Source organism: Rhizomicrobium electricum (genome assembly GCF_011762045.1).
Taxonomy (GTDB): domain Bacteria; phylum Pseudomonadota; class Alphaproteobacteria; order Micropepsales; family Micropepsaceae; genus Rhizomicrobium; species Rhizomicrobium electricum.
This window is the reverse complement of sequence record NZ_JAASQS010000010.1, coordinates 149,052-167,061: the sequence shown is the minus strand read 5'-3', so window position 1 is coordinate 167,061 and position 18,010 is coordinate 149,052. Positions and strand designations below refer to the sequence as shown.

Genomic DNA, 18,010 nt, shown 5'->3' with positions numbered 1-18,010 from the left:
CCCCTGGCGGATGATGTTGTTTTCTACGACAATATGACCTGGGCTACAGCGGCGCAAACCGCTATTTCGCGGGTGCGGCCAGAGGGTAGGCGACAATCAGCACCAGAGGTTCTTCGCCCATCTGTGAGATCCCTACATTGGCACCGTTGTAGAGATACGCCGCCATTCCGGCGGTCATGATCTTCTTGTCGCCATCCGAAACCACTTCGCCAGTCCCCGATACGACATAGTAAACCTCGTCATGGGCGATCGGATGCAGGCCGAGGGCGGCGCCTTTGTGCAGGACGCGCTTTTTGAACTCCATCATCCGGCCGGGAGCAGAGGCGCTGAACGCCGAAACGGTGGACATGCCAATGGCGCCATGCGGGGGCGGCTCGTCCTTGGCGATGGTCTTTTCGTCGGTCACCACCATGGGAGGGGCGGCTACGGCACCGGCCGTGAAGAGGAAAATGGCGGCGGCACCCGGAAGTACTTTGGCGATCATCAAGAGCCTCATATCTGGCGTCTGTTCCAGGGAATTCTCCTACGCACCCGAAGGTGATCGGACAATGATGCAAGGGTAACAAGCGCGTGCGGCGCCGTTCACTACCCCTGTCCGGATTACTGGAAATGCCCCGCCGGTTCCCCTATACCCGCTCCCGCAAAGGAGTTCCCCGTGGTTTGGTCCCCTGAAAGCTGGCGTTCGAAGCCGATCGTCCAAGTCCCCGCCTATCCCGATTCCGAGGCGCTGGCGGCGGTCGAGAACCGGCTGCGTACCCACCCCCCGCTGGTGTTTGCCGGCGAGGCGCGCAATCTTATGTCGTCGCTGGCCCAGGTTGCCGAAGGCAAGGCTTTCCTGCTTCAGGGCGGCGACTGCGCCGAGAGCTTTGCCGAATTCCACCCCGACAATATCCGCGACACCCTGCGCGTCCTGTTGCAGATGGCGATCGTGCTGACCTTCGGCGCTGCCGTGCCGGTGGTGAAGGTGGGGCGTATCGCCGGCCAGTTCGCCAAGCCGCGGTCCGACGATTTCGAGACCCGAGGCGAGGTCTGTCTGCCGTCCTATCGCGGCGACAATATCAACGGCATCGAGTTCACCCCCGAAGCGCGGATACCCGATCCGCACCGGCTGATGGAAGGCTATGCCCAATCGGCGGCGACGCTGAATCTGCTCCGGGCCTTCACCAACGGCGGTTATGCCGATCTGCACAACGTCCACAAATGGATGCTGGGCTTTATCGAGAAGTCGCCGGCGGCCGAGCAGTTTGCCGGTTTGGCGCACCGCGTGTCCGAGGCGCTCGATTTCATGCGCGCTTGCGGCATCACGCCGGAAAGCGTGCCGCAGCTGCGCTCGACCGATTTCTACACCAGCCACGAGGCACTGTTCCTCGGCTACGAGCAGGCGCTGACCCGCGTCGATTCCACCAGCGGCGACTGGTACGACTGTTCCGCCCATATGGTCTGGATCGGCGACCGCACCCGTCAGCTCGATGGGGCGCATGTCGAATTCTGCCGCGGCATCAAGAACCCGCTCGGGCTCAAATGCGGCCCGTCGATCACCAATGACGGATTGGCGCGGCTGATCGAGACACTGAACCCGGAAAACCTGCCCGGCCGCATCACGCTGATCTGCCGCTTCGGTTCCGACAAGGTCGAGGCAAGCCTGCCGCGGCTGATCCGAGTGGTGAAGCGCGAAGGCTTCAATGTCGTGTGGTCGTGCGACCCGATGCACGGCAATACCGTCAAATCGGCCACCGGCTACAAGACGCGTCCGTTCGACCGCATTCTTGCGGAAACGAAGACGTTCTTCGACGTCCACCGTGTCGAGGGCACGCACGCCGGCGGCGTCCATTTCGAGATGACCGGCCAGAACGTCACCGAATGCCTCGGCGGAGCGCAAGCCATCGGCGAAGAGGATCTCGAGAAGCGCTATCACACCCATTGCGATCCGCGCCTCAACGCCAGCCAGTCGATCGAGCTCGCGTTCCTGTTGGCGGAAAGCATCCGGGCGGAACGCATGAAGGACGCCGGATACACGGCGTAGGTCGGCACATGGGCGTTTCGCGGCTGTTGGCCAAGGCCTGGGTGGTGATCTGCCTGTTTGCCGGCGCGCATGCGCTGCGGACGGCGGTTCTCAACGGCACCGATCCCTGGCCGGTGGTGTTCCAGGTGCTCGCCGCGGTGCTGCTGTTTGCAGCGATGGGGCTGTTGTTTGTCGGCGGCTATGGCGTGTCGCGCGATGCCTTTCACGCCCGCGCCACGGCGATCTTCAAGCCCGGCGTCACGCCTCGCACCATGCCGATGTTCAACGACATCGTCTTTCTCGTTTTTGCCGCCCTGAGTTTCGTCATTCAGGTGTGGTACGCGCCGCGCCATCTGTCCGGGTCGATCACCGATGCGGTGGAGAACGCGCTTTATTTCGCGATCCCCGGCAATGCGATGGTGATCGCGCGGCTGGATACGTGCGCCGTCGACGGCGGCCGCGTCTTGGCTTCGTCCGCCGCTTGGCTGCTGGCGCTGGTGTTCGCGGCCTCGGCGGTTTCGCGGCTGAAACAAACCGCCAACGCCATGCGGGTCGATCGCATGCTGCATCCGCAGAGCCTGTCGCCGACCGGGCTGGCGGCCGTGCTGGGGATCGTCGCGGTGGTCGGCATCCAGTGCCTGTTTGTCGGTTCGCCGATCATGCTGTTGCCCTGCAGCGCCTTCATCGGGCTGCCCGGCGTGCTGCTGATCGGACTGGCGCCGCTGATGTTCGCCTACGTGGTGTATGCCGCCCTTGCGGCCCTGCTCGCCAGCGGCAGCGAGAAGTAGCGTCTAGCGCATTCTGTCGATTGGCTTTTTAGCCAAATTCTACCCTTCCCGTAACGGTTTTTTACCGCAATGCGGGTATACCGAGGGTTGGATTTTCAATGAATGCGCTGTCATGCACCTGTTTGGTTGTGGCTCTTTCGCCAAATTCATCCGGAATTGTGAAGGCAATATTGCCTGGGTGTACGCACTGGCGATGGTGCCGCTGACGCTCGCCGCCGGAGCGGGGGTCGATTTCATATCGGCGATGGACGCCAAAACGGCGTTGCAGAACGCCATCGACTCCGCCGTGCTGGCGGGGGCAAGCGCCGGCAATTCGACCAGCGTTGCCGCTTCGGTGTTCGCCGCCGAGCCGCTGTCGAAATACGGCGTGACAGGCACGCCGATCTACACGATCAACGGCGATGCGAGCTTTACCGGAAAGGTTTCCGCGACCGTCCCGATGAGCTTTCTGTCGATCGTCGGCGTCAAGACGATTGCCGTCGAGGTGACGGCCACCGCCAAGCAGGGCGGCAGTTCGACGGCTTGTATCCTGGTTCTGGACCAGACGGCATCGCAGGCACTGCTGATGAATAGCGGCGCCGATATCGAAGCGCCGAAGTGCGAAGTCCATGTCGCCTCGACCGGCTATCCGGCGGCGATTTTCAACAATCAGAGCACGCTGATCAGCGCCAAAACCTGCATCGCCGGCAATTCGATCACCGACAACGGCGGAACCCATCCCAATCTGGCGAAGGGCTGCAAAGTGGCTTCCGATCCGTTCGCCGGCAATCTGCCGACGCCGTCGAGCTCGAGCTGCACCAATAGTAACGGCAATTACAATGGCGGTTCGTTCACGATGTCGCCGGGCGTTTACTGCGGCTGGTTTAATTTCAACGGCACCAACAATCTCACTTTCAACCCCGGCGTCTACGTCATCAAAGGCGGCGGCTGGAACGTCAACGGCGGCACCTGGACGGGCAGCGGGGTGACCTTCTATTTCGCCGATACGTCGAAGATCCAGTTCAACAGCGGCGTCAAGGCGACGCTCTCGGCTCCGACCAGCGGCACCTATGCCGGCATCCTGATGTACGAGGCGGGTGGGTTGTCGAAGAGCCAGTTCATACTCGACGATTCCAAGGGGCACGTCCTCAACGGGCTGATCTATCTGCCCAGCCGCCAGATGACCCTCAACTCGGGCGCCAATGTCACGACCGACCAGGTCACGGTGGTGGTCGATACGTTGATCGTGAACAACGCCACCTGGTACGTCACGCCCCCCGCGACCAAGACGATCGCCGGTTCGGGGTCGAGCGGCAGTGCCTATCTGATCAGGTGACAGTCAGGTCCTCGCCGGGAAGCGTCCTGTTGCACTTCTTGCGAGTACCGGACGCCGCGTCCTCCGTAGTTTTACCTACGCCTTAGGACTCCGTTAGCCTCCGCCGTGCTACAACTTATGCGTTAGGCTGCAGTGGGGGTGTCATGGCGGTCGTAAAGTGGGCACGCGAGCTCAGTGTCGGTGTGGAAAGCCTGGATGATCAGCACGAAAAGATGCTGGTTCTGCTCAATGGGCTGCACGAAGGACTGATGTCGGGCAAAGGCAAGATTGAGCTCGGCGGGGTTCTGAACCAGCTGATCGGCGCGACGGCGTCCCATATCCGGTACGAGGAAGGGCTGTTGGCCCGCGCCGGCTATGATGACAGTCCCGCCCACCGCGACTCGCATGCCGCTCTGATGCGCCAGTTCTGCGGAATCAGCCGGCAGTACGAAACCATCGGCCCCAGCGCCCTGTCGCTTCCGGTGATGAGCTTCCTCAGGAACAGCTTGATGGGCCATATCGGCGTAGCCGACATCCGCTATCGCGACTGCCTGACCGCAAACGGCATCCGGTAGAGATCTCGCCGGACGTTCTCGCTTTACGGGTGTTGGCGCATTACTTTTTGACAACTCTCCGCGCCTGCGGAACGTTTCGTTAACCATGAAAAGCGGGCGTCGTTAGCGCCGGGAAACCTTCATTTCCGGACAGGTGTAACAAGACGAAACATAAAATGACTCGCACAAAGGCGACGTCCGGGCAGTATGTGCCTGTCATCACGGGGGAATTCCTGTGTCGCCCATCCGTATCGTGCGTGAGAGTGGTTTCTTGAAAGCAGCCGTTATCGGCGCCGGAGCGTTCGGCCGTCACCATGCCACCAAGTATCGTGGCATCGAGGGCGTCGAACTCGTCGCCATTGCCGATCCGTCGCCGGAAGTCCGTCGCAATGCGCCGACGACCCATGGCGTGCGCGGCGTTGCCGATTGGCGCGAGCTTCTGGGCGAAGTCGATCTCGTCAGCGTTTGCTCGCCCGCCACCACGCATTCGACCATCGTGCGCGCGTTCCTCAACGCCGGCGCCAATGTGATGGTCGAAAAGCCGATCGCGACCTCGGTCGAAGAAGCCGACGATCTCGTTACCTTGGCCGCGAAGACCGGCAAAGTGCTGACGGTGGGTCATCAGGAACGCTTTGTTTTCGCCCATACGGGGCTGCTCGATTACAACGAAGTGCCGCTCGAAGTGTCGTGCTGGCGCAAGGGTCCGTGGACGGGCCGTGGCGCCGACGTCAGCGTCGTGCTCGATCTCATGATCCACGACCTCGACCTCGTGCATCAACTCATTCCCGGCAAGGTGCGCAGCGTGCAGGCGCGCGGCCGTTGCGAGAAGTCGCTGTTGGCCGACGACGTGCAGGCGGCGGTGATGTTCGAGAACGGCGCCGTGGCGCGTCTCGAGACCAGCCGCGTGGCGCCCGAGCGCAGCCGCGGTATGAAAGCCGTCTATGCCGACGGTATCGTCGAGATCGATTTCCTCACCCGCTCGGTGACCAACACGACGCCGCGGGCGCTCAATGCGCTCGACGTCGGCGATCCGCTGGGCGAATCGGTGACCTCGTTTGTCGAATCCGTACGAACCGGTACGTCGCCGTTGGTGCGTCCGGAAGAAGCGCGTAATGCCCTGGCCACGGCCATCCTGGTCGACGAGGCCTGGGAACGTTCCATCCGTTCTCGCGTGCGCCGCGACGTCGTGGCTGTCGCCGCTGCGAACTGATCGTTTCTCGCTACTGCCTTCAAGGGCGGGCCTTCCGGTCCGCCCTTTTTGCTTGTAGGGACAAACGTGAAGCCGCACTTGCCGGTGGTGTCAGGCGAAGGCGGGCTTGCCACGGCGTAGCTACAAGCGAAGCCGGGTTTATTTATGCTCAAAAGTGTACTAAATACCCTGCCGTGACTGACCGCATCCGCATCGCGCTCGCCCAGCTCAACCCGACCATGGGCGATTTGACCGGCAACCTCGCCAAGGCCCGCGCCGCACGCGCCGCCGCGGCCGACGCCGACCTCATTCTTTTTCCCGAGCTGTACATCACCGGGTATCCGCCGGAGGACCTGATCCTCAAGCGAGCCTTTGTCGATGACGCGCTGGCGGCGGTTCAAGCGCTCGCCGCCGATACCGTATCGGGACCAAGCGTGCTGATCGGCACGCCGTGGCGCGAGGACGGCAAACTTTACAATGCCGTCGCCCATCTCGACGGCGGCAAGATCGTCGGCCGTACCTTGAAAGCCGATCTGCCCAATTACGGCGTGTTCGACGAGAAGCGGATTTTCTCCGCCGGACGTTCTGCCGGGCCGTTCGATGTGCGCGGCGTGAAAATCGGTGTGCCGATCTGCGAAGACATCTGGACGGACGACACGATTGTCGGCGCGATCGTGGCCGCCGGCGCGGAAATCCTGCTGGTGCCCAACGCTTCGCCCTATGAAGCGGACAAGGAAAACGTTCGCCTCAATCTCGTCAAAGCGCGCGTGGCCGCGGCGGGCAAGCCGATGGCCTATCTCAATACGGTCGGCGGCCAGGACGAAGTCGTATTCGACGGCGCATCGATCGTGGTGAATGCCGACGGATCGCTGGCGCGGCTGATGCCGCCGTGGGCGGAGAACGTCGTCACCACCGAATGGACACGCACCGCCACCGGTTGGGTCTGCACCCCTGGCGAGATCGCATCGCCCGAAGAGCGTTCGCAGTCGGTCTATCACGCCATGATGCTGGGCCTGCGCGATTACGTGAACAAGAACCGCTTCCCCGGTGTGGTGCTGGGTCTGAGCGGCGGTATCGACAGCGCCTTGTCGGCCGCGGTGGCCGTCGATGCGTTGGGGGCGGATCGCGTGCGCTGCGTGATGCTGCCGTCGCGCTATACCTCCGACGACAGCCTCGTCGATGCCGAAGAGTGCGCCAAGCTGCTGGGCGTGAAGTACGAAACCATCGCCATCGAAGAGGCAGTGAAGGCGTTCGGCACCACGCTGGCGTCCACCTTTGCCGGGCGCGCGGCCGATACCACCGAAGAAAACATCCAATCGCGTATCCGCGGCCTGATCCTGATGGCGATCTCCAACAAGTTCGGTCCGATGGTGCTGACGACCGGCAACAAATCGGAGATGAGCGTCGGCTACGCCACCCTCTATGGTGACATGTGCGGCGGCTACAATGTGCTGAAGGACATCTACAAGATGGAGGTGTTCCGCCTCAGCCATTGGCGCAATGCGAATATGCCGGCGGGCGCCAAGGGCCCCAATGGCCGCGTTATTCCCGAACGCATCATCGTCAAGCCGCCGACGGCGGAATTGCGCGCCAACCAGACCGATCAGGACAGCCTGCCGCCCTATGAAATCCTCGACGGCATCTTGCTGTGCTTGGTCGAGCAGGAATTGTCGTTCGAAGAAGTCGTCGCCAAAGGCTATGATCCCGCCACCGTCAAGCGGGTCGAGCATTTGCTATACCTCTCCGAATACAAGCGTCGCCAAGCCCCGCCGGGTGTCAAAATCGGCCCCCGCAACTTCGGCCGCGACCGCCGCTATCCCATCACCAACGCTTTCAGAGACGCACGATGACTGTCGTCCGCTTTGCTCCGTCGCCTACCGGTTTGCTGCATGTCGGCAATGCCCGCACGGCTGTGCTCAATTACCTCTTCGCCAAGAAGGCGGGCGGCAAGTTCCTGCTGCGCATCGACGACACCGACACCGAGCGCTCCAAAAAGGAATACGAAGACGGCATCATCGAGCATCTCGGCTGGCTCGGCATTCGCTATGATCTCTTCGCCCGCCAGTCGGAACGCGCGCCGCAGCATCAGGCCGCCGCGGACCTGCTCAAGAAAATCGGCCGGCTGTATCCCTGTTACGAATCCCAGCTCGAACTCGACCGCCGCCGCCAGCGCCAGATCGCCAGCGGCAAGCCGCCGGTCTATGACCGCGCAGCGCTGAATCTCACCGCCGAAGAGCGCGCCAAGCTCGAAGCCGCCGGCAAGCGGCCGCATTGGCGTTTCAAGCTGTCGCAAAAGAAGGTCAAATGGCACGACCTCATCCGCGGCGAGGTCGAGATCGACACCGCGAACCTGTCGGACCCGGTGCTGATCCGCGAAGACGGCCGTTTCCTCTACACCCTGCCGTCGGTGGTCGATGACGTCGATTTCGGCATCACCCACATCATCCGCGGCGAGGATCACGTCACCAACACGGCGGTGCAGATCGAGATTTTCGAAGCGCTGTCCGGCAAGGCGCCGGCCTTCGCCCATCATCCGCTGTTGATCGGTGCGGGCGGCGAAGCGCTGTCGAAGCGTCTGGGCTCGTTGTCGCTGAAACTCCTGCGCGAAGACGGCATCGAGCCGATGGCGGCGGTCAGCTATCTCGCCAAGACCGGCACCTCCGACGCCATCGCTCCGCATGTTTCGCTGGACGAGCTCCTGGCCAGTTTCGATATGGCCAAGATCGGCCGCGCCCCGGCGCATTTCGATCCGGCCGAACTCGGCAAGCTCAATGCCAAGCTGCTGCACCTGTTGCCTTATGCGGCGGTGGAAGGCCGTCTGCGCGCGGCCGGTGTCGGCGGCGAAGCGTTCTGGGACGCGGTAAAAGCGAATCTCGCTCGCTTCTCGGACGTGAAGGATTTCTGGCCGCTGGTTGTCGGCCCCGTCACGCCGGTGATCGAGGATAACAATTTTGTTGCGCAAGCCGTCGCCGCGCTGCCGCCGGAGCCTTGGGATGAGGGCACTTGGAGCCTGTTCACCAAGGCCGTGGCCGCCGCCTCGGGCCGGAAGGGCAAGGATCTTTTCCATCCCCTCCGTTTGGCCCTGACCGGCATGGACCATGGACCGGAGCTGAAAAAGCTGCTACCGCTCATCGGACGACAGCGGGCCCTTGCCCGCCTCGAAGGGGAAACGGCGTGACTTTTCTCGCCTGCACGATTATCGCGCGAATTTGCGGCTGACCGCCGCGACACTCCCCTTTTGCCCAAAACCCAGAACAGCCCTATTTAACTACCTCCCCTTGCGGGGAGGTCGATCCGGTGTAGCGCGAGCGAAGCCAGATCGGGTGGGGGGCTGATCCCCGAACACCGCTATGAAGGCCGCTATGTCCATTCGTCTGCACAACACGCTTACCCGCCAGAAAGACCAGCTTGATGCCCAGCCGGGCTTCGATTCGAACAATGTCCGCATGTATTGCTGCGGACCGACGGTCTACGACTATGCCCATATCGGCAACGCCCGGCCGGTGATCGTGTTCGACGTGCTGTACCGCCTTTTGCGCCACGTCTACGGCGCCGATCACGTCACTTATGTCCGCAACATCACGGACATCGACGACAAGATCAACGCACGCGCGGCCGAGACGGCCAAGGCGAAAGGCATTTCGGTCGAACAGGCGCGGGTGGAAATCACCACCAAGACCGCCCAGCAATATCTCGACGATGTGGCTGCGCTCGGCTGCCTGATGCCGAACCACACTCCGCGCGCCACCGAATACGTCGCGGGCATGATCGAGATGATCGGCGAGCTGATCGCGGCCGGTCACGCTTACGCCGCCGAAGGCCATGTGCTCTACGACGTCTCGTCCAAGTCCGACTACGGCAAGCTTTCGCGCCGTTCGCTCGACGAGATGATGGCGGGCGCACGGGTAGAAGTGGCGCCTTACAAGAAAAACCCGATGGATTTCGTGTTGTGGAAACCTTCGGACGATCAGACGCCCGGCTGGGAGTCGCCGTGGGGCCGCGGCCGTCCGGGCTGGCACATCGAATGTTCGGTGATGGGCGGCAAGCTGCTCGGCGACACCTTCGACATTCACGGCGGCGGCGTCGATCTGATGTTCCCGCACCACGAAAACGAAATCGCGCAGTCGGAAGGCTGCCACCACGGCAAGCCGCTCGCCAACATCTGGATGCACAACGGCTTCCTGCAGGTCGAAGGCGAGAAGATGTCGAAGAGCCTCGGCAACTTCATCACCATCAATGAGCTGCTGAAGGATTGGCCGGGCGAAGTGCTGCGTCTCAACATGCTGCGCACGCATTATCGCCAGCCGATCGACTGGACGCTGGCAGGCCTCAAGGAATCGCATCGCACGCTGGAACACTGGTACAACACCGCCGCACCGCAGGCCGGTGCGGTTCCGGCCGCCTTCCTCGATGCGCTGGAAGACGATCTCAACACGCCGAAAGCCATCGCCGAACTGCATCAAGCCGACCCAGCCGGTATGGCGGGCGCACTCCACCTGATGGGCTTCTCAGTCGATCCGGCTCAGATCGCGCTCAAGCTGTCGGAGGGTGTTTCTCCGGCCGAAATCGAAGCGCAAATCGCCGCGCGCACCGCCGCGCGCAAAGCCAAGAACTTCAAGGAAAGCGACCGCATCCGTGATGAGCTGCTGTCGAAAGGCATCGTGCTGAAAGACGGCCCCACCGGCACCACCTGGGAAGTGACAAAATGAGCAAGGATCGCCTTTACATCTACGATGTCACCTTGCGCGACGGCGCCCAGACGCAGGGCGTGGATTTTTCGGTCGACGACAAGCGTCAGATCGCAGAGGCGCTCGATGCGCTGGGGATCGATTACGTCGAGGGCGGCTGGCCCGGCGCCAATCCGGCGGACACGGAGTTCTTCTCCGAGCGTCCCGCGCTCAAGAAGGCGCGCTTCGCCGCATTCGGCATGACCAAGCGCGCCGGGCGCAGCGTCCATAACGATCCCGGTTTTGCCGCGGTGGTGAATTCGTCGGCCGAAGCGGTGTGTCTGGTCGGCAAGACCTGGGACTTCCAGGTCGATGTCGCGCTCGGCATTCCGCGGAGCGAAAATCTCGAAGCGATCGCCGAATCCATCGCGGCGGTGAAGGCGGCGGGACGCGAAGCCCTGTTCGATGCCGAACACTTCTTCGACGGCTACAAGGCCAATCCGGACTACGCGCTCGAATGCATCAAGGCGGCGCACGAGGCCGGCGCCGAATGGGTCGTGCTGTGCGACACCAACGGCGGCTCGATGCCGAGCGAAGTGCACGAGATCGTGTCGGAAGTGCTGGTCGAAATCCCCGGCATCCGCCTCGGCATCCATGCCCATAACGACACCGAACAGGCAGTCGCCAACAGCCTGGCGGCGGTGGAAGCGGGTGTGCGCCAAGTCCAGGGCACGCTGAATGGTCTCGGCGAGCGCTGCGGCAACGCCAATCTGTGCTCGATCATCCCGAGTCTGATGCTGAAGGAGCCGTTCCGCGACACGCTCGAACTCGGCATCACCACCGATCAGTTGAAGACGCTGACCCGCGCCAGCCGGATGCTGGACGAGATCCTCAATCGTGCGCCCGCACGCCATGCGGCCTATGTCGGTCCGTCGGCCTTCGCGCACAAAGGCGGTCTGCATTCCTCCGCCATGCTCAAGGACACGCGCACCTACGAGCATGTGCCGCCAGAAAGCGTCGGCAATCGCCGCAAGATTCTCGTCTCCGATCAGGCGGGGCGATCCAATCTCCTGGCGCGGCTGGCCGATGCCGGCATCGATGTCGACGCCAAGGACCCGCGGCTGAGCAAGCTCCTCGAAGACATCAAGGAGCGCGAGCATCTCGGCTACACCTATGATGGCGCCGAGGCCTCGTTCGAACTTCTTGCCCGCCGTGTGCTCGGCGAGGTTCCGGAGTTCTTTGAGGTCGATCGGTTCCGCGTCATCGTCGAAAAGCGTCACAATTCGCGCGGCGAACTGACGACCGTGTCGGAAGCTATGGTGCGGGTGCGGGTCGACGGCGAGACCTATTACAATGTCGATTTCGGCCAAGGCCCGGTCGACGCCTTGTCGAAGGCCTTGCGCAAGGACCTCGGCAAGTATTCGAGCTATCTCGCCGACCTGTCCCTCACTGACTATAAAGTTCGTATCCTCACCGCCGGCACCGAGGCTATTACACGGGTTATGGTGGAGTCGAAGGACGGCAAGGGCACGCGCTTTTCCACCGTCGGCGTATCGGAAAATATCGTCGATGCCTCGTTCGAGGCGCTGGTCGATGCCATCTACCTGAAGCTCCTGCGCGACGGCGCGCGACCGTAACGCGAATGTGATGGATGCCGGGCGACCGGCCCCTTATGTAACGACGATGTCCAAAGAGCTTTCATCGGCGCCGAACGAAACGGCTGGGATTTTTTACGCCGTCGGTTCCTACAGTCTGTGGGGTGTACTGCCGCTTTACTGGCATATGCTCGGCAGCGTGCCGCCGTTCGAGCTTTCCTACCACCGCATGGTGTGGTCGGCGCTGTTCGGCCTGATCGTGATCCTGGCGCTCGGCCGTCGCGGCGAAGTGTTCGCGGCGTTGCGCAGCCGCAAGGTGGTGCGGGCGCTGTCGCTGTCGGCGCTCTTCATCGCCTGCAACTGGACACTCTACATCTACGCCATTGCCAAGGCGGAACTGGTCGAAGCCTCGCTCGGCTATTACATCAATCCGCTACTCAACATCGCCATCGGCGTTGTGCTTCTGGGCGAGCGCATGTCGCCGCTTCGGCTGGTTGCGATCGGCCTTGCCGCCGTGGCTGTGCTGTTCAAGGCGCTGACGCTCGGGCATTTCCCGTTCATCGCGCTCGGGCTCGCGGTCTCCTTCGCGGTCTACGGTTATATCCGCAAGCTGACGCCGGTGGCGGCGCTCGACGGCATGACCATCGAGACCTGTTTGCTCCTGCCGTTCACCGCGGGCATCCTGTTGTTCTGGGGCTGGCAGGGCACGGGCGCCTTCACGCTGGCGCATCCGGGCACGGATATCCTTCTCATCCTCGGCGGACCGCTGACCGCCTTGCCGCTGATCCTGTTCGCGGCGGGAGCGCGCCGCGTGCGCATGTCGACGCTCGGATTCCTGCAATACCTGTCGCCGTCGATCTCTCTCCTGATCGCCGTGTTTATGCTGGGCGAGCCGTTCACCAGGACCGATATGACGGCGTTTGGCTGCGTCTGGGTCGCATTGGTGCTGGTGGCGCTCGACGGGCATCTGCGGGCTCGGGCGAAAGCCTGATTTTCCGGGCCGGACCTTTTGGGGCCAAATTATTCGGGATTGAAGACTCGCCCACGGCACCTTACCTAAGTGTCCTTGCACAACGCGGGGAATTGCCATGGCGAGATCGCTGCTGGAAGAAGGCGAGGGCGTACCGACCTTGCGGCCGCTGTGGGCGCTGATGCCCTATTTGTGGCCGAAAGGGCGCCGCGACCTGAAATGGCGGGTCGTGATTTCGCTGGTCTGCCTCCTAGGTGCCGTGGCGGCGACCGGCGCCTATCCCCTGTTCATGGGCTGGGCGACCAACAAGCTGGCAGTTAAACCCTATTACAGCATCCCGCTCGGCATCACGATCGTGTTCATCGTGTCGTACGCCTTCGGCCGCATCCTGATGCAGGCGATGGCGCAGCTCCGTGACGGCATCTTCGCCAAGGTGCAGTACCACGCCATGCGCGAGGTCGGGGTCAAGACCTTCGCCCATCTGCATTCGCTGTCGCTGCGGTTCCATCTCGAACGCAAGACCGGTGGTCTCAGCCGCGTGATCGAGCGCGGCACCAAGGGCATCGACACCCTGTTGTCGTTCGCCATCTTCTCGATTTTCCCGACCATCTTCGTGCTGATCGTGTTCAGCGTCGAGATGTACGCAACTCTCAATCTGGCCTCGACACTGGTGATGCTGGTGACGGTGGCGCTCTACGTCTGGTTCACCTTCGCCATCACGCGCTGGCGCATCCAGTTCCGCCGCGACATGAACATGTCGGACCAGGACGCCAATACCAAAACGGTCGACAGTCTGCTCAACTACGAGACGGTGAAATACTTCAACGCCGAGAAGCACGAGACCGCGCGGTTCGACGTCTCGATGGAGAAATTCACCAACGCGTCGATCCAGTCGCAGACCTCGCTCAGCGTGCTCAACACCGGGCAAGCCGCGATCATCAATGTCGGCATGGGCATCGTGCTGGTGCTGGCGGCGATCGCGGTCAAGGCGGGCACGCGGACACTCGGCGATTTTGCCACCGCCAACGCGATTCTGCTGCAGCTTTATGTGCCGCTGAACCTGCTCGGCACCGTTTATCGCGAAATCGTGCAGGCCTTGGTCGACATGGACGCCATGTTCCGCCTGCTTGGCCAGCGCGAGGAAGTGAAAGACAAGCCCGGCGCTCCGGCGCTGAAGGTGTCGGGTGGCGAGATCCGCTTCGACAATGTCGTATTCGCCTACGAACCGGCGCGGACCGTTCTGAAGGGCATCTCCTTCGCTGTTCCGGCCGGCAAGACCGTCGCGATCGTCGGGCCGTCGGGCGCCGGAAAGTCCACCATCAGCCGCATTCTCTACCGCTTCTACGACATCGCTTCGGGCCGCGTGACCATCGACGGCCAGGATATTCGCGACGTGACGCAGGATTCCCTGCGCGCCTCCATTGGCATTGTTCCGCAGGATACGGTCCTCTTCAACGACACGGTGCGTTACAACATCGCTTACGGCCGCATCGGCGCAGCGGACACCGAGGTCAAGGAAGCCGCCCGCTTGGCCCAGATCGACAAGTTCATCCGCGAACTGCCGCAGGCTTACGAAGCGATGGTCGGCGAGCGCGGCCTGAAACTGTCCGGCGGCGAGAAGCAGCGTGTCGCCATCGCCCGCACCATTCTCAAGAATCCGCCGATCCTGCTGCTCGACGAAGCCACTTCCGCGCTCGACACCCACACCGAGCGCGAAATCCAGAGCGCACTGCACGAAGTCTCGCGCAACCGCACCACGCTCGTCATCGCGCACCGGCTGTCGACCGTGGTCGATGCCGACGAAATCCTGGTGCTGGAAAAGGGCGAAATTGTCGAGCGCGGTCGCCACGACGATCTCGTCGCCCGGAAAGGTGCGTACGCCGCGATGTGGAACCGGCAGAAGCGGGCCGAAGCGGCGCGCGAGCGCGTCAAGAAGCTCGAATCCGATCCGCTGGCCACGCCCGGCGCCGTCCGCACCAATCCGCTGGCGGGAGAATGACCTCTCGGTCTACGGCAGCGTGTCCGGCACCGTGAAGCCTTCCGGCACGACGATCATCCGCAAGGTACGGTCGTCCTTGAGGAACTCCTGCGCCGCCTTTTTCATGTCCGCAGGCGTCACCGCCTTCAAGCCCGAGATGCGGCCCCGGATGATGTCGAACGCACGGGGCTCCACGGCAATGCCGCTGAGTTCGTACAGCCAGTAATTGTTGGTCTCGCGGGCATGTTCCGCTTCGGTGACGAGTGGGCCGCGGGCGCGTTCGAATTCGTCGGCGGCAATCTCGTTCGCCGCGAGATCGGACGCGACCTTCTTCGCCGCGGCATAGAAGGTCGCGAGCTTGTCAGCAGGCACCGTTGCGGTCACCGATAGAACACCCCAACCGGGCGTCACCCAGGAATTGATGTTTGTGGTCTGGGGCGAATAGGTGATGCCTTCCTTGGTTCTCAGTTCGTCAAAAATGCGGGTTCGCATTACCGCTTCGAGAATGCGCAGCACGCGCGGCGTCTGGGTGTCGGGGAACATGCCGGTGGTTTCCCAGCCGAGCATGGCGACGGCTTCCTGCGATTTTCCTGCGTGATGCAGCACCAGCGGCGCCGCGCCACCTTTGGGCATGGTTTCTTGCGGGGCATAGGGCTTCAGCTCGAGCTTGCGCTTGGCGGTTGCGCCGAACGTCCGCTTCACGCTATCGAGCGCCGCGTCGACCGTGGTGTCGCCGACGATGATGATATCCATCGTTCCGACTTTGAGATCGTCGGCGATCAGCGCTTTGACGGCGGCGAGATCGGTGTTCTTGAGTTCGTCCAGCGTCGGCGGAAGCCAGCGTTTGTCGCCGTTGTGCAGGTATTCCCAATAGTGCAGACCATAAACGCCGCCGGGCGTCGTGATCGCCTGGGCCAATCCCGTTTCCGTCGCCGATTTGATCTGGGCCAGTCCTTCCGGACGCCACGCCGGATCGGTGACGAAGGCGGCGATGAACTGCAACTCCGCTTCCAAATCGGCCGGGCGCGTTTGCGCCGTAACCTGGAACGCGCTTTCGGCCAGATCGGGGTGGGCGCCCCATTGCCGTCCGCTGAGCGCTTGCGGCAAGTCCGGTGTGGCGATGCGATTGACGCCACCCAAGCCCCAGGCACCGCCGATGGCCCAGCGTGGTGTGATCTTGTTCCGCGGCATGCCGTAAAGCCCATGGCCGATCCGGACCAGGATCTGCACTTGGCCCGCCTGAAGCTTGGTCGGCTTGACGATAACGCGCACGCCGTTGGCGAAGATTGCCGTCGTGACGTCGAGATCGTCGATACGGGTCTGAGACGCGATGGTGCCGGCCGGCCCGAAATTGGTATAGGGCCAGACCACGGGGGCGGTGGCGGCGGCAGCTTTCTGCAATGTGCCGGCGTCATTGTACGCGGCGAGCATGGCATCCGCGCCGCCCTCGATCGGCGTCGGACTGGCGACGATTACCAGCGGCTGGCCTTGCAGGAATAAGTCGCGCAAAGACGCGGTGACTTGGGCGGCGGTGAGGCCTTTGACGGCCGCTTCGAAGGTCGGCGTCCAGTTGTCGGGCGCGTCGAGCACGGCGTCCTTGCCGATGGCGGTCGAGAAAAAGCCGGTGAGATTGTTGTTCTTGCGGCTGGCCGCGGCGGTGACCGATGTCGTCAGCATCACGCGCTGCTGTTCGACCGCGCGGTCGACTTCGTCCTGGTCGACGCCGTCATGCAGGATGGTCATCAGCGTTTGGCGCAGCGCCTTGAGGGCGCGCTTGGGATCGCCTTTGCCGACCGATGCGCCGATCGACGCAACGAACGAGGTGCGGAAATTGTTGGCCGCTCCGGCACCCGCCGAAAGGAATGGCGGATCGGCCGAGGTGGCGAGCTTGTGCAGGCGCAGGTTGAGGGTTCGCAAGGCGACCTCGCGTACCGTGTCGCGAATGTCTCGGGCCCGCGTCTCGGGCGTGGGATCGAAAGGCAAGACCCACGTCATCTGGACGGCCGAATTGGCGCCGTCCTCGGTGTACAGATGCACTTCGGCCGCTTTGGGCGGGTTCGGTGTCGTGAAGGTGGGATCGGCCGGCTTGGGGGTGGCCGCTTTCCAATCGGAGAAGCGCTTTTTGATTTCGCTCTCGATCGCCTTGGGATCGATGTCGCCGACCACGATCAGCACTGCCCGGTCGGGCCGGTAATAGGTGCGGTAATAGGCTTTGAGATCGTCCGCGCTGGCGGCCTTGATCGCGGCATCGCTGCCGAGCGCGATATAGGCATCGGCGAGCTGGTCGCCGTACATCGCCTTGTAGGTTGCGCGGGTCATGCGCAGCTGGGCGCTGTCGCGCAGCCGGTATTCCGACAACACCACCTGGCGCTCGGACTCGACCGCCTTGGGATCGAACAGGATTCCGCTGGCGATGTCGCGCGTCAGCGTCAGCGCGGTATCGAGCGTCGCCGCGTCGTTGCCGGGAAAATCGAAGGTGTAGACCGTCGAATCCGCCATGGTGAAGGCGTTGGAGTCGGAGCCGAGGCCGACGCCGATCTGCTGCAACCGCTTGAAGGCTTCGCCATCGGGGATATGGGCGGTGCCGCGGAAGCTCATATGCTCGATGAAATGCGAGATGCCGGCGGTCTTGGGCGTTTCGTTGAACGAGCCCGTCGCGATCCTCAGGAAGAACGATACGCCGTGTTCGGGATGGGTGTTCGGCTTGATCAGATAGCGCATGCCGTTGGGCAGCGTGCCGAAGGTGATGGTAGGGTCGGGCGGCACATCGGTCTTGGGCCAGACGGCCGGGGTCGTAATGGTAACCGTGCCGGCGATGGCGCCGAGAAGACTGCCGGCGAAAATCAGCACCGGCACCGCAAACCGCAATATCCGCTTCATACCCAGCCCCCCTTGCGCGAGGGCCAAGGGTATCAAGCCCGCCGCGTCCGACCAACGTGCGCAGGTGCGGCGTCTGGCCCCGGCCAAAGAAAA

General features: G+C 62.9%; 13 protein-coding genes. 11 read left to right on the top strand and 2 right to left on the bottom strand.

The annotated features are described in order from the left end of the window. Positions 1–61: 61 nt before the first annotated feature. Positions 62–484, bottom strand: a complete 423-nt coding sequence (locus tag FHS84_RS19330; protein ID WP_208393976.1) for a cupin domain-containing protein — start codon at positions 482–484, stop codon at positions 62–64. A 171-nt stretch (positions 485–655) separates the two neighbouring features. Here FHS84_RS19330 and FHS84_RS19325 point away from each other — a divergent pair, with 171 nt between their 5' ends. The 11 genes from FHS84_RS19325 (at position 656) to FHS84_RS19275 (ending at position 15,058) form a co-directional block, all read left to right on the top strand. After that, on the top strand, positions 656–2,023 hold the full coding sequence (locus tag FHS84_RS19325) for a class II 3-deoxy-7-phosphoheptulonate synthase (RefSeq protein ID WP_166937178.1): 1,368 nt from the start codon (positions 656–658) through the stop codon (positions 2,021–2,023). An 8-nt stretch (positions 2,024–2,031) separates the two neighbouring features. Then, positions 2,032–2,790 carry a hypothetical protein gene (locus FHS84_RS19320; protein ID WP_166937177.1) on the top strand — a complete coding sequence of 253 codons (759 nt, stop codon included), beginning with the start codon at positions 2,032–2,034 and terminating at the stop codon, positions 2,788–2,790. Between the two features lie 112 nt (positions 2,791–2,902). Then, positions 2,903–4,105: a TadE/TadG family type IV pilus assembly protein gene (locus FHS84_RS19315; RefSeq protein ID WP_166937176.1), complete on the top strand. Its 1,203-nt coding sequence runs from the start codon at positions 2,903–2,905 to the stop codon at positions 4,103–4,105. 143 nt (positions 4,106–4,248) lie between these two features. Further along, complete coding sequence (locus FHS84_RS19310; RefSeq protein WP_166937175.1) at positions 4,249–4,659, top strand: bacteriohemerythrin; 411 nt, start codon at positions 4,249–4,251, stop codon at positions 4,657–4,659. Between the two features lie 250 nt (positions 4,660–4,909). Further along, complete coding sequence (locus tag FHS84_RS19305; protein WP_166937174.1) at positions 4,910–5,848, top strand: Gfo/Idh/MocA family protein; 939 nt, start codon at positions 4,910–4,912, stop codon at positions 5,846–5,848. A gap of 173 nt (positions 5,849–6,021) precedes the next feature. Beyond that, positions 6,022–7,677 carry an NAD+ synthase gene (locus tag FHS84_RS19300; RefSeq protein ID WP_166937173.1) on the top strand — a complete coding sequence of 552 codons (1,656 nt, stop codon included), beginning with the start codon at positions 6,022–6,024 and terminating at the stop codon, positions 7,675–7,677. Continuing rightward, positions 7,674–9,005 (top strand): glutamate--tRNA ligase, encoded by a 1,332-nt coding sequence (gene gltX, locus FHS84_RS19295; RefSeq protein WP_166937172.1) that lies wholly within the window; start codon positions 7,674–7,676, stop codon positions 9,003–9,005. The genes FHS84_RS19300 and gltX overlap by 4 nt, the downstream gene beginning before the upstream one ends. Positions 9,006–9,189: 184 nt before the next feature. Continuing rightward, on the top strand, positions 9,190–10,536 hold the full coding sequence (gene cysS / locus FHS84_RS19290) for a cysteine--tRNA ligase (protein ID WP_166937171.1): 1,347 nt from the start codon (positions 9,190–9,192) through the stop codon (positions 10,534–10,536). Beyond that, positions 10,533–12,131 carry a citramalate synthase gene (cimA, locus tag FHS84_RS19285; RefSeq protein ID WP_166937170.1) on the top strand — a complete coding sequence of 533 codons (1,599 nt, stop codon included), beginning with the start codon at positions 10,533–10,535 and terminating at the stop codon, positions 12,129–12,131. Before cysS ends, cimA begins: the two co-directional genes overlap by 4 nt. A 46-nt stretch (positions 12,132–12,177) precedes the next feature. Continuing rightward, positions 12,178–13,080 (top strand): EamA family transporter RarD, encoded by a 903-nt coding sequence (gene rarD / locus FHS84_RS19280; RefSeq protein WP_166937169.1) that lies wholly within the window; start codon positions 12,178–12,180, stop codon positions 13,078–13,080. 97 nt (positions 13,081–13,177) lie between these two features. Then, a complete protein-coding gene (locus FHS84_RS19275) occupies positions 13,178–15,058 on the top strand; it encodes an ABCB family ABC transporter ATP-binding protein/permease (RefSeq protein ID WP_166937168.1) in 1,881 nt (626 codons plus the stop codon). 9 nt (positions 15,059–15,067) lie between these two features. Here the strand turns inward: FHS84_RS19275 and FHS84_RS19270 are convergent, their stop codons facing one another. Then, positions 15,068–17,917, bottom strand: coding sequence for a M16 family metallopeptidase (locus FHS84_RS19270; RefSeq protein ID WP_166937167.1), 2,850 nt, complete (start codon positions 17,915–17,917; stop codon positions 15,068–15,070). Between the last annotated feature and the right edge of the window lie 93 nt (positions 17,918–18,010).